This window comes from Deltaproteobacteria bacterium (assembly GCA_005879535.1).
GTDB lineage: Bacteria > Myxococcota > Myxococcia > Myxococcales > 40CM-4-68-19 > 40CM-4-68-19.
In genome coordinates this window covers 1-11,963 of the sequence record VBKI01000062.1, presented here as the reverse complement: position 1 = coordinate 11,963, position 11,963 = coordinate 1, and the positions used below count along the sequence as shown (strand labels likewise).

Below are 11,963 nucleotides of genomic sequence, written 5' to 3'. Positions count from 1 at the left end.
CCTCCGATCGGGGGTAGCGGCGCACGGGCCGTGCGTCATCGCCGGGGCGCGCGTTTCTAGGGGCGTTTGTCTCTCATGTCAATGTGCGTCGTGTCACTTCTTTCCGAAGGCGCGCACGTATCCGACCAGGGCCTGGATCTCTTCGGGCGAGAGCTTGTCCTTGAAGGCGGGCATCTTGCGCTTCTTGATCCCGTTGGTGATGGCGTCGACGATCTCCTTGTCGGTGGTGTGCTGCTGGAACTTCGGGCGCGTGAAGTCCTTGGCCTTCAGCTGCCGGCCTTTCTTCGTCTGCGCCTTGCCGTCCGCGCCGTGGCAGATCTTGCACCGCTGCTCGAAGATTTCCGGCGGCGTGCGCGCTCCGGTCACGGGACCGGGCGGCGGAGTGGTGGCCTGGGCAAGGAGTGCGACCGCGAATCCAATCATGTGCCGTCCTCCGTTCGTCGCAGTGCGCGCTCGACCTCGTCGCGGAGCGCCTCGCGCGCATGTTGAGGAGCGGCGATCTCCGCTTCGCCGGCGAGCGAAAGCGCGAGCTGCACCGCGTAGCCCGTCCCGGTGCTTTCGATCAGGACGTCCACCCGCCCGTCGGCGAGCTGGCGCGCGCGAGAGCCGTATCGCTGCAGCGCCCATGCCGCTGCCGCGCGCGAGAACCTCAGCGTGACCGCCTGCTCGCGGCCGCTGGGGAAGAAGAGCTGCTCGCGCTGGAAACGCACCGGATCGAGCGGACCGGGATCGGGAAACGTCTGTCCGGTCTCGCGGACGGCGAGGATGCGGTCGACGCGAAACGTGCGTTCCGCCTCGCGTCCGACGTCGTGGCCGATGACGTACCAGACGCCGCCATGATCGATGACGCCTTGCGGGCGCAGGGCGCGCTCGCCGGCGGCACCGCGTCCTTCTTTGTCATACTCGAGCGCCACTTCCCGGTGCTGCTCGGCGGCGGAGCGGAGCTGCGTGAGGATCTGCTGCGCGCCTCGCGGCGCTGGCGTCGAAGCGACGACGCGGCGAGCGAGCTGCGCGTAGAGCTGCCGGGCGGTGGGCGGCAGCTGGCCGGTGAGCTTGGCCAGCGCGGAACGGACGGCCGGATCCGCCGGCGCTACCTCTTCCGCCGCCGCGCCGAGGGCGAGCGCCTCCAGCGGTGTGAGCTGGGGGGGCCGCGAGAAGCTCTGGTCGAGCGACACCGTCACGCGGTCGCGCTCGTCGACGCTGATGTCGATCAGATCGTCGGGCGAGAAGGGTGGGCGGCCCACCAGGCCGAGAAGGTCGATGTCGAGGCGCAGCTCCTGCGGGTCGAGGGCGAGCTCGCGGGCGAGATCGGCGAGCTTCACGCCCGGCCTGCGCCGGGCAGCGGGAACGATGAGGAGCAGACGTCGCAGTCTCTCCCGTTTCAGCTGCGGCTCCGCGACGGGGCCAGGCTCTGCGCGCGCCTCGGACCGCGCGGGCGCGAACGCTTCGGCGGACGGCTCGGGCGCGCTACGCACCTTCTCCTGGATGCGCAGCAACGCGGTGCGGACCTTGTCTTGCGCAGCGGCCGGCGACTCGACCGAGACCCGGTCCCCGAGCGAGAGCAGCTGAGGCACGAGCCCTTCGAGGTTCGTCACCGTCAGGCGGCCGTCCGGCGCATCGAACAGGCGCTCGCCGATCGCTTCGCTTCCCTTGGCGAAGCGCAGCGCGACCTGTTCCGGAGCATGGTGCTCCCACAGCCAAGGCTTGCTGGATCGTGCCGCCGCATCGCCGGCGTCGAAATCTTCCGGAGGATCGAAGTCCGGCGTGTGCGGCTTCTGCGGATTGACCTCGATCCGCGCGATCCGCTCCACCAGGAAGACCCGCTGTCCCTTCTCCGGGTCGCGGCCCACCAGCCTCCAGGCGCGCCCGCGAAAAGCGAGGCCCCACGGCTCGACGTCGCGCTCGGTGCGGTTGCCGGGCTTGCCGTCGAGTCCCGGCGGCGCCTCGTAATGGATGTGGACGCGCTTGCGTCGAGCGACCGCGTCGCCCAGCGTGCGCAGCTTTTCCACCCGGAGCGGATCTCCCGGGCGGACGACCAGCAGGCGTCGCGCGGCCTCGTTCCCGACCGCGTGCGTGTCGCCGGCCAGGGAGATCTTGCGCAGCGCGTGCTGGAGATCCTGCGCGAAGGGAAACTCGCGCGTGGCCAGCGCCGCGGCGCCAGCCGCGTAGAGCGCGGCGGATTCCTCCGGCAGCAGCCTGGGATCGGGCAGGAAGAACGTCTTTCGATCGATGCGGTAGCCGCCCAGGTCGCGCTCGTCGAGCTGCTCCGGCGCGACGTACTCGATGGGGACGCCCAGGTCCAGCAGCTCCGCCTTGTCGCGCTCGAGCTTGCGCTCCGCCGCGGCGCGGCTGCCGCCGTACTCGTCGGGAAAGAGATCGCGCAGCTCCGCGAACGAGACGGGCTCCCGCGCGTCGAGCAGGAGCGCGACCAGGTCGAGGAGCCGCTCTGCCTTGTCCATCAGCTCGTCTTGATCGCGGGCTCGTCCAGCGTCCACTGGATGGCGGCTACGTTGTCGCCCGGGATCTCCACTTTCTTGCCCGCCAGCGGGCCGTCCTCGGTGCCGATCACGAAGTAGCTGTCGCCTTCCTTGTCGATGCGCTGGATGCCGGGCCCGATCTGGATCACGGTGATGTTCGGGTGCACCGGGAAGCGGAGGTAGAGGATCTCGATCGACGCGGCCACGCGAGCCTCCCGGGAGGACGGTGGGCGTTTCGTACCTTCGCAGCCGTCGCAGCGTCAAGCGCCGTTGGCGTGGTGGAAAAGTCGCGCTGGGTGTGCTTAATGCGCTCCCCGACCAACGAAGGAGTCAACGCATGCCTGTCGGACGAATCCTGCTCGCTGCCGCGATCCTCATCGCCACCTCCGCCGCTGCCGCTCCGGTGAAGATCGGCATCGTGAACTCGATGACCGGTCCCGAGGCGCCCATCGGCGAAGACCTGAGCAACGGCATCAAGCTCGCCATCGAGGATCTGAAGAAGAAGAACATCGAGGTGCAGGCCATCTGGGAGGACGACACCGGCAAGCCGCAGGTGGGCATCGGCGCCATGGAGAAGCTCGCCACCCGCGACAACGTGGCCGGCGTCGTGGGCGCGTATACGTCGGCGGTGACCAGCGTCGTGGCGAAGACTGCGGAGCGCTACAAGGTCCCGCTGGTGAATCCCGTCGCCTCCAAGGAGGAGATCACCCGGCAGGGATACAAGTACGTCTTCCGAGTCTCCGCGACGACGAACGATTACGCGCAGGTGCTGCTCGACATGGCGCTCTCGTTCGGACAGCCGAAGACCCTCGGCATCCTCAACGAGAACACCGACTTCGGCGTCTCGGGAGGCCGCTCCGCCAAGGAGTATGCGGAGAAGAAGGGCCTGAAGGTGGTCTTCAACGAGGCGTACTCGAAGGGATCGCCGGACTACCGCTCCACGCTGGTGAACGTGAAGAACGCAAATCCCGACATCGTGTTCATGGTCTCCTACGTCGCGGACGCCATCCTCCTCATGCGCCAGTCGCGGGAGATCGGGTTGTCGCCGATGGCGTTCCTCGGCGCCGGCGCCGGCTTCGCCAACGCGCAGTTCGCCAAGGAGACCGCCGTCTCGAACGGCATCTTCTCCAGCACGCAGTGGACGGCCGCCGTCTCCTGGCCGGGAGCGAAGGAGTTCGCGAAGACGTACCAGGAGCGGTACGGCAAGACGGCCAGCTACCACGCGGCCACTGCCTACACGGCGATGTGGATCCTGGCCCAGGCCGCCTCGCAGTCGAACGGCGACCGCGAGAAGACCCGCGCGGCGCTCGACGGCGGCAGCTGGGAGACCCTCGACGGCACGGTAAAGTTCGCCGACTACGAGGGGTACACGAACCAGAACAAGCACCAGATGCTGGTCGAGCAGATCCAGAACGGCAAGTTCGTCACCGTCTGGCCGAAGGAGCTCCAGTCCGGCAAGCCGATTTGGCCGTTCCCTGGGTGGAAGTAAGCCCCCACCAACGCGGCGCGCGGCCCGTTCCGGTCGCGCGCCGCCGGCGAGCCTACCCTCTGGCCTGGCGCTCCAGGGCCTTCTGCGCAGCGCGCCGGCTGCTGCAGGAGAAGATGCCCGGGTTGCGCGCCTCGTCCTTGAACTTCGCGTGCGCGAGCTTCTTGAGCGCGAGCTTGGCCTTCTTGCCGCGCAGGGTGCCCAACGCGTCGGCGGCCTCCGAGCGGGCCTCGCACTTCTTCGCGTGGGTCATCGCCACCAGCTTCGTCAGCGCGCGCTTGTTGCCCTGGCGGGCCGCGTTCGCGTAGTTCTCGGCCGCGGCGCGGTAGGACCCGTTCGCTTGCTCCGCCTTGGCCACGGCGTAATTGCGCGCGGCCTGCCGCGTTTCCGTGGGAGCGGCGCGGACGTCGCTGGTCCGCACCGGCGGGGCGTCGACGATGGCGGCAGGAGTATTGCCCCGCAGCGCGAGCCCGCCGACGAAGAGCACGATGGCCGCGGCGCAGGCGCCGATCTTGATCTTCGTGGCCTTCGGCAGCGCGCGGAGATTACCGAGCGCCGGCTGCAGTCCATTCTGCACGCGGTCCGCCGTGTGGCGCACCATGTGTTTCAAATCGTCCGTGAAGCTCGTCTCCGACATGTGGAACCCCTCCTTCCGTCGATCGATGTTCGACGGGGGAGTCTCGCATCCGGCGACTGTGCGGCCACAAGGCGCGCGGGTAGGGCGCGCGCCGCTTCCACGCTTACATCTGCGGACGCCTCTCGTCGTCGGCGCGCGCGGAGGAAACGGAATCCGCGGAACGCGCGCCGCCGCCGTTTCCATGGCGTCTGTGGAAGCGGAACTCCTCGGCGAGCGATCGCCCGGAGGAGCGGCTTGCCGCCGCGATGGAGCCGAACAAAGCAGCGACCAGAGCGAGGAACGCGCCGCCTGCCGCCGCGCCGCTGCTCTTCGCTGCCGTGTCGGCCGTTTCCGATGCGCGCTCGCGGTCCTGCGCGGTGGGTCCGGCTGAGCGATCTCGGAGATTGCCTTCCCGCTGGGCCTTCGCCTGCACCCGCGGGCCGGAGGCGATTGACGCCGCGCTCTGGGCCGCGGTCCGCGCCGCGCCGATCGCGAGGAGCGCTCCGATCAGCATGGAGAGCGCCCAGCAGATTCCGCCGTGGAAGAGCGCGTCGTTGCGCTCGCGGCTGCCGGCGATGCGGACGGCAAAGAACGCGCCGAGAAAGGACGAAGCGATCAAGGCGATGATTCCGAAGACGCCGGAACCGGCGCCGAGCCCGCTCGCCGGTTGCGCCGAGTACGGATCGAATTTCGCAAACCCGATCGCGGCGCCGATCAGCGAGAGCAGCGAGAAGATGCTCCAGCCGAGGGCAGTTCCGCCGATGATTCCGCTCCAGCTCAGGCGCAGCGGGCGATCGGCGCCGGTGGAATGGACCTGTGATTCGTAGGACGTATCGTAAGAAGCCATTGAGAGTCGCTCCGTGATGGATGTGGTTGCGACTCAGGTTGGGACTTGTACGGGAGCCCCTACAAGCCACGGAGGACCGTGGGCCCGCCTCGCTGGCCTACACGGACTTACGGATGTGCGCGACGAGCAGAGGAGCTACGGCGGCGGGATTCTCGAGAAACGGAAGGTGCCCGGCGCCGCGGATCACCTCCAGCGTCGCGCCGCGCACGCCGGCGGCGATCTTCTCCATTTCCGCACGCGGCATGAGCTGATCCTGCTCGCCCGCGATCACCAGGCACGGCACGCTCCATCCCGGCAGGTCGGGCGTGGAGTCCGGTCGCTGCGCCATGCCGCGCAGCGTGTCGGCGATACCCTGCGCCGTCGCCCGTGCGGCGAGCGCTTCCACGCGGTCGCGGATCGATTGCGGCGCCTGCGGCGCGAGCAGCTTCGGGGCAAACTCGGCGATCACCGCCTGCGCGCCCTTGTCGAGCGCCAGCGCTGCCTGACGCTCGCGATTGCGGCGCGCTTCCTCGGTGTCGGCGCTGGCCTTGGTGGCGATCAACACGGCGGCTTTCATCCGCTGGGGAAACCTCCGCGCGAACGCCATCGCGGCGTAACCGCCCATTGAGCATCCGACGATAGCCGCCTTCGCGGCGCCGAGCGCATCGAGCGCCGCCGCGCCCAGCCCGGCGAGATGATCCATGGTCGTGGCGTGGCCCAGCGGGGGCGTGCCGCCGAATCCGGGAGCATCGAGAGCCGCCGCGCACAGTCCCGCGGACGCGCAAACGGCGAGCATCTCCTCCCAGGCGTCGGCGTGCAGCGGGAAAGGATGGAAGAAGAGCGCCGCCGGCGCCCCGGCGGGTCCTTCGACGCGGAGGAGGGCGGGGCGTCCATCGTGCAGCAGCGCGAGATGCATGCAGGCCTCCTATTGCACGACCACGACGATCGCTCCGCGGTACATGTTCATCGGACACGCAAAGGCCAGCTCCCCCGACTTTGGCGCAGTCACCTTCACGTCGACGGGCGCATTCAGCGGCAGCATGTGGCGGACCGGATCTCCCTGCACGTCGACGGCGTCCGCGCAGGTTTGCGCCACCTTCCGCGTGAAGCGCAGCGTGACCTGCTGGCCGGCTTTCACCTGGATCCGATCGGGCTCGAATCCCTTCTCGGTGATGGTGACGTCGGCGACGCCGGATTGCGCGGGCGCGGGGAGTTGTTGCTTGCAAGAGACGATGGCGAGCACGGCGATCAGGGTGACGCGCATGTGCGTACTTGTGGCTCAAACGCCTACCTCCCGCAATGCTTGCGGCGGGCGGGCGGCGAATCCTGGCCGCGAATTCCCGCCGCGTGATCACCTGTGCCAGACTGAAGAAGCCCGGAGGGGGAGCGCGGCTTCATGAGCGATCTGGAGATCCGGCAACGCGACCGCGATGTCCTGCGCCAGGGATACAGCGCCGCGGTGCGCAGGTTCGAGATCGCCAGCATCATCATCTACGCGGTGACGATGGCGTGGCTGCTCTCGGAGATCATCCCGCGCATCGTGCGGAGCCCTTTCCTCGCGCTCGCCGCTTTCATGGTGGGGTTCGTCGCGGGCGATTTCGTCTCCGGTTTCGTGCATTGGACGGCGGATACGTGGGGGACGGCGGACTGGCCGTTCATCGGCAAGGCGCTGATCCGGCCGTTTCGAGAGCACCACGTCGATCAAAAGGAGATCACCAGGCACGGCTTCGTGGAGACCAACGGAAACAACTGCTTCATCTCCATTCCTGCCGCCGCCGGCGCCGCGCTCTTGCCGGACGAGACCGGTTGGTTCTTCCTCGCGGCGATGACATTCGCGATGTGCCTCGCCATCTTCGGCACGAATCAGTTCCACAAGTGGGCGCACATGGATGCGCCGCCGAAGATCGCCAGTCTGCTGCAGCGCGCCGGTCTGATCCTGCCGCCCGACCACCATGCGGTCCATCATTCGGCGCCGTACGCGAAGTACTACTGCATCACCGTCGGCTGGCTGAACGAGGCGCTCTTCCGCTTCCGGTTCTTCCACACGCTGGAAAAGGTGATCACCTGGCTCACTGGGCTGACCCCGCGCGAAGACGACATCGGCAAGCGGGCGGCGCTCGTGGTGGCGCAGCAACCGCTGCCGCCGCTTCCCGAGCTGCCGAAGATCGTGCTGCCGTCGATCGAGCTGCCCCTCGACCTGCAGGACGTCACGGGGCGGCCGGCGGCGAAGCCAGACTAGCGGATCGCGATTTTCTGGACGGGATCGCCGCCCGGTGCAGGATGGGCTGCATGGGCGAACCGACCTGGGGCTTTCTGACCAATCACTTCTACGTCCTGCGTTGCATCGCGCAGGACCCATCGGTCACCTTGCGCGAGGTGGCCGATCGGATCGGGATCACCGAGCGCGCCGTGCAGCGGATCGTCTCCGAGCTCGAGCAAGGCGGATATCTGCTTCGCGAGCGCGCCGGCAGGCGCAACCGCTATGTGCTCCGGGAAGGGCGGCCGCGCCGCGAGCTGGACGCGGCTTTGCCGATGCGCGAGCTGCTCGGGATCGCCCGTTTGCCGGGAATCCCCTCGGGCTAGGAATTCATCTCGTCTGCGCCTGCGCACCGCCGGGAAGCGAGTGCGGGATCGATGCCGCCCAAGCGGCAAGCGCGGCTTTGCGCTGCCCGATTTCGGTCACGATGCGCGCGGGGTCGACAGAGACCACGACCAGGTTCGCCGCGGATCGCACTCCGGGCGGAACAGGGATGTCGTTGCGCAGAGGGAGGTACCCGGGCACGCGCGCGACGAGGAGCTGCTCGATGCTGCGGTCCGCGAGGCGCTCGGCGAGCTTCTGCGCCGATTCTGGGTTCTTCGCAGACTTCGGCACCGAGAGAGCAGTGGGCCAGACGAACGTGCCGATGCTCTTCTGATTCGGATAGACGGCAAGGACGTGCGCGGCGCTGGCCGCCGCCTTCGCCGCCTCGTCGCTCGCCACCAGGCCGACGGTGGCGCGCCCGCTGACCACGGCCTGTCGGACCTGATCGTCGTTGTCGTAGAGCTGGGGCTCGTTCGCCTTCAGCTGCTTGAGCCATGCGTCCATCCGCTCCGCGCCCCAGGCGGCGTAGAGAGCCGCGAAGTGGGCCAGCGCCATCCCTGCCGTCGGCGATGGGAGCGCGACCTTGCCCTTCAGCCAGGATTCGGTGAGCGCGGTGAACCGGACCGGCGCACCGTGGTCGCCGAGCTCGTCGGTGGCGACGAGCAACACCACCGCGCGTCCGCCGATGGCTACCCAGGTGCCCGCGGGATCCTTCCACAGCGGCGGGACGTCGAGACCGGTCGTCGGCGCCGGAAGCAACTCGCCCTTGGCCGCTGCGGCGATGGCCCCGAACGGATCGCTGTCCCATCGGACGTCGCCTGCGGCAGCGGGCTTCGGAGCCTGCTCCGTGCCGGCCACCGGCGCTCCCGCCGGGCCCGGGAGAGACGACACTCCCGCGTGCATTCCGGCAATCCGCTGGCCGCGCGGACCTCCGTTGCGCGCGATCATCGCCAGGGCCGTATCCACCATCCCGGGATGAAGATCCGTAGAGACCTGCACGTCCGCCGGGCCTTGCGGCGCTGAAGGCTTGCTGCACGCCGCGAGCAGCGCGGCGGCGACCGCGACGCTGCGGAGGGAGCTCATGGCGCGGCAGTCTGGACCGCCCGGCGCGGTTGTCAATGGCGCCGGCGGGCAGGCGAGCAACATTGGAAAGCGGCTTGGACTTCGTCCGCTAAGAGCGGGCCGCTCGCAGCGCTGGGGCGCGTCTGGTGGCAGGAATGCAAGAACGCAGGCGTCGGTCGCGCTGTGATCGAGAACTGGGACGACCTGAAGAGTTGCTGTTCGTGCAGTGCGCCGGCGACCACGAGCGGGCGGCTGGTGTGGTGCCGCATACGTTCACTCGTGCGGACTCTCCAAGCGGACGCAAGTTCGAGCGCGAGAAGAAGGACCGCGACAGCCCGACTACGGGTCACCCTGCGGCGCGCCCTGCAAAGTTTTAGTGGCGTTGCTCTGTGAGCACCTTTCCACTTCTACTCCCTTGCGCCCAAGCAGCCGCCCGCTTCTAGTAGCCCGCATCGTTGTGACGACATCGCTAGATGCGTCGTTCTCTGCGTGGAGACGACCGAAGGGGATGCCGCATGATGGTCCATCGGAAAGCGAGCCTCTCGATCCTCGGCGCCGCGCTGACGGTCGTCGCTTGCAGTCCCGCGCACGTCGCAAGCGATCCGGCCGCGAACACGATCTCGATCGACCTCCGGCCTGGCAGCGTGGAGATCCGGCCCGGTGACGTCGTGAAGTTCGACGCCATCGTGACCGGAACGGCGAACGCGAGCGTCGCGTGGTCCGTGCAGGAGGCCGGTGGCGGAGCCATTGATGCGACGGGCCGCTACGTCGCCCCTCCGACACCCGGGACGTATCACGTGCTGGCAAGAGCGGTCGCTGACCTGACGGTGTCCTCGCTCTCCACGATCCTCGTGACCCCCGCTCCGACGGTCATGATCTCCATCACGCCGCACACGACATCCGTCACGAGCAGCGGGAGCGTCTCGTTCAGCGCGATCGTCACCGGCACGGCCAACACTGCCGCGACCTGGAAGGTGCAGGAGGGATCCGCGGGCGGCGCGGTCACCGCGGCCGGGGTCTACACCGCCCCCTCGGCAGCGGGGACCTACCACGTCGTCGCCACGAGCGTGGCCGATCCCTCCAAGAACGATACTGCGACCGTGAACGTGACCGCGCTCGTCGTCACCGTCTCGGTCACACCATCCGCGGCGACGATCCAGCCCGGCGGCTCGATCGCGTTCAGCGCGACGGTGACGGGCACGTCCAACACCGCCGTGAGCTGGCAGGTTCAGGAGGGCGCCAGCGGGGGCGCGGTCACCCAAGCGGGCCAGTACACGGCGCCGGCGGTCTCCGGCGTCTTCCACGTCGTCGCAACCAGCGCCGCGAACTCGGCGATCAATGGGCAGGCCGTCGTCACGGTCGACAGTGGAGTCCGCATCAGCGCTAGCTCGCCGGTGAGCGCCTTCGCGTGCGAAGCGGTCGCGCTGACCGCGACCGTCACCGGCTCGACGGATACGGGCGTGGTCTGGAGTGCGCCTGCCTCTTGCGGGACCATCACCTCCGCAGGCGTGTTCACGTCGGTGCGCGGCTCCGGCAACTGCCTGATCACTGCCCAAGCGCATGCCGACGCCGCGAAGACGGCGTCGATCACCGTCAACGTCGCGCCCGAGCGCGTCCTGAGCGTGGCAATCGTGCCTGCATCCGTATCGCTCGGCGTGAGCGCAACGCAGGCCTTTGCCGCGAACGTCACTACCGCGTGCGGGACGTTCCCGGCGGGGAGCTGAATTCGGGAGAAGCTGGATCCGAGCCCCTCGACGTCGTTCATCGAGGCTGCAGAAGCTCTACGACGCTCTCCAGATTCTGCGGGTGAACGCGGATCACCCCGCCTCGAGGGCTCTCGATGTCGGCGACGAGGAATAGTGTGACCCGAGAGGGCGATGGGCGGGTCGTTCTCAACGAGAACTGCTTCACGAAACCTGCTCGAGGCGAGGACGACGATCGAGAAGTGGAGGAGGCACTACAACGAGGAGAGCCTGCACAGCCCGCCACCGTGAAACCGTTGGCGCAACCGTTGGGAGTCGTTCCCGAACTTGACCCCAAGAGTCTCGCGCTGTTAGAAGCTGCCCCCGCCGTCCGGGCCGACATAGCTCAGTCGGTAGAGCAACGGTTTCGTAAACCGTAGGTCGCCGGTTCAAGTCCGGCTGTCGGCTCCATCCCAACCGCCCACGCGTTGCCGTCGTTGCGCGGGACGATCAGGTCGTCCGGCTTCCGCTCGCGGTCCATGAACTTCTTCCAGCCCTCGTCGTGCCACGCCTTCAGCACGGCGGCGGCGAAGCGGTGAACGGGGATCAGCGACACGTCGCGGGACGCACCTGGCCACCTTCGGCGACATGCAGTCCCGCAGTCCGCAGAGTCGAGCCGTGTTGGAGGCGCCTGCGCGCGATCGACCTAACCACCCTTCGGGAGCGCCGCGAACACAGCGATCCCTGTAATGGGCGCAATGATCCCGATTACAACGATCGTCGTCAGGGCCACGCCCCGACCGAACGTGTACGTTTCGACTTTGTCGAACTCCCTCAGGTCCAACCGGACTGGTACCGGACCTTTCGGTGCGTCTTCTACTCCCTCCAGCCATGGGAACTCGACGCTACTGACCCGCACGGTGCGCTCGTCTTGGCCGTGATGGAGTCGCAGGGTATCTCCTCGCGATAAACCGTTCTTCGTATCGACGGCGCGCACCGTTCGCCAGAACCCGCATCGCCTGGCGGGGCTACGACGGCTTCCGTATCTCTTGAATGCTGAGTGCCGTCGCGCGCATCGGCATCCATTGGCAGTCGAAGCTATAGGCGCCACGCGCCGGCCGTATTTACGGCTTTCCGATGGGCCCCAGCTTCTTCAATAGCAACTCGATGCGAATTTGGGCGGACGTGAGCTTGTCGATCAGCGTGACAGTTACGTTCTGCCCCTTGGCTTGC

The 11,963-nt window shown here is 68.1% G+C and carries 12 protein-coding genes and 1 tRNA gene; 5 read left to right on the top strand and 8 right to left on the bottom strand.

Annotation, left to right across the window (positions count from 1 at the left end; translation table 11 throughout):
* Positions 1–93 precede the first annotated feature (93 nt).
* From E6J58_10805 to E6J58_10795, 3 genes are read right to left on the bottom strand one after another with little or no spacing between them, the layout of a single operon-like run.
* Complete coding sequence (locus E6J58_10805) at positions 94–423, bottom strand: cytochrome c (GenBank protein ID TMB37669.1); 330 nt, start codon at positions 421–423, stop codon at positions 94–96.
* Entirely contained in the window at positions 420–2,459 is a 2,040-nt protein-coding gene (locus E6J58_10800; GenBank protein TMB37668.1) for a WYL domain-containing protein, read from the bottom strand. Before E6J58_10800 ends, E6J58_10805 begins: the two co-directional genes overlap by 4 nt.
* On the bottom strand, positions 2,459–2,683 hold the full coding sequence (locus E6J58_10795) for a hypothetical protein (protein TMB37667.1): 225 nt from the start codon (positions 2,681–2,683) through the stop codon (positions 2,459–2,461). Before E6J58_10795 ends, E6J58_10800 begins: the two co-directional genes overlap by 1 nt.
* 131 nt (positions 2,684–2,814) lie before the next feature.
* Between E6J58_10795 and E6J58_10790 the strand changes: the two genes are divergently transcribed.
* Positions 2,815–3,966 carry a branched-chain amino acid ABC transporter substrate-binding protein gene (locus tag E6J58_10790; protein ID TMB37666.1) on the top strand — a complete coding sequence of 384 codons (1,152 nt, stop codon included), beginning with the start codon at positions 2,815–2,817 and terminating at the stop codon, positions 3,964–3,966.
* 52 nt (positions 3,967–4,018) lie between these two features.
* Here E6J58_10790 and E6J58_10785 read toward each other — a convergent pair whose 3' ends face one another.
* The 4 genes from E6J58_10785 to E6J58_10770 form a co-directional block, all read right to left on the bottom strand.
* Positions 4,019–4,600, bottom strand: a complete 582-nt coding sequence (locus E6J58_10785; protein TMB37665.1) for a hypothetical protein — start codon at positions 4,598–4,600, stop codon at positions 4,019–4,021.
* Positions 4,601–4,703: 103 nt separating this feature from the next.
* Positions 4,704–5,426 carry a hypothetical protein gene (locus E6J58_10780; GenBank protein TMB37664.1) on the bottom strand — a complete coding sequence of 241 codons (723 nt, stop codon included), beginning with the start codon at positions 5,424–5,426 and terminating at the stop codon, positions 4,704–4,706.
* Between the two features lie 97 nt (positions 5,427–5,523).
* The gene (locus tag E6J58_10775; GenBank protein TMB37663.1) at positions 5,524–6,321 is read right to left on the bottom strand and encodes an alpha/beta hydrolase; all 798 of its coding nucleotides are present in this window, start codon (positions 6,319–6,321) and stop codon (positions 5,524–5,526) included.
* A 9-nt stretch (positions 6,322–6,330) separates the two neighbouring features.
* Positions 6,331–6,669 carry a cupredoxin domain-containing protein gene (locus E6J58_10770; GenBank protein ID TMB37662.1) on the bottom strand — a complete coding sequence of 113 codons (339 nt, stop codon included), beginning with the start codon at positions 6,667–6,669 and terminating at the stop codon, positions 6,331–6,333.
* Between the two features lie 132 nt (positions 6,670–6,801).
* Here E6J58_10770 and E6J58_10765 point away from each other — a divergent pair, with 132 nt between their 5' ends.
* Both E6J58_10765 and E6J58_10760 read left to right on the top strand, forming a co-directional pair.
* Positions 6,802–7,644 (top strand): carotenoid synthesis regulator CarF, encoded by an 843-nt coding sequence (locus E6J58_10765; GenBank protein ID TMB37661.1) that lies wholly within the window; start codon positions 6,802–6,804, stop codon positions 7,642–7,644.
* A 41-nt stretch (positions 7,645–7,685) separates the two neighbouring features.
* Positions 7,686–7,988 carry a winged helix-turn-helix transcriptional regulator gene (locus tag E6J58_10760; GenBank protein TMB37660.1) on the top strand — a complete coding sequence of 101 codons (303 nt, stop codon included), beginning with the start codon at positions 7,686–7,688 and terminating at the stop codon, positions 7,986–7,988.
* A 4-nt stretch (positions 7,989–7,992) separates the two neighbouring features.
* On the opposite strand, the gene E6J58_10755 is transcribed toward E6J58_10760, so the two are convergent.
* Positions 7,993–9,132: an extracellular solute-binding protein gene (locus E6J58_10755; protein ID TMB37659.1), complete on the bottom strand. Its 1,140-nt coding sequence runs from the start codon at positions 9,130–9,132 to the stop codon at positions 7,993–7,995.
* Between the two features lie 431 nt (positions 9,133–9,563).
* Here E6J58_10755 and E6J58_10750 point away from each other — a divergent pair, with 431 nt between their 5' ends.
* Both E6J58_10750 and E6J58_10745 read left to right on the top strand, forming a co-directional pair.
* Entirely contained in the window at positions 9,564–10,772 is a 1,209-nt protein-coding gene (locus E6J58_10750) for a hypothetical protein (GenBank protein ID TMB37658.1), read from the top strand.
* Positions 10,773–11,125: 353 nt separating this feature from the next.
* Positions 11,126–11,201, top strand: a tRNA-Thr gene (locus E6J58_10745).
* Positions 11,202–11,963: the final 762 nt, after the last annotated feature.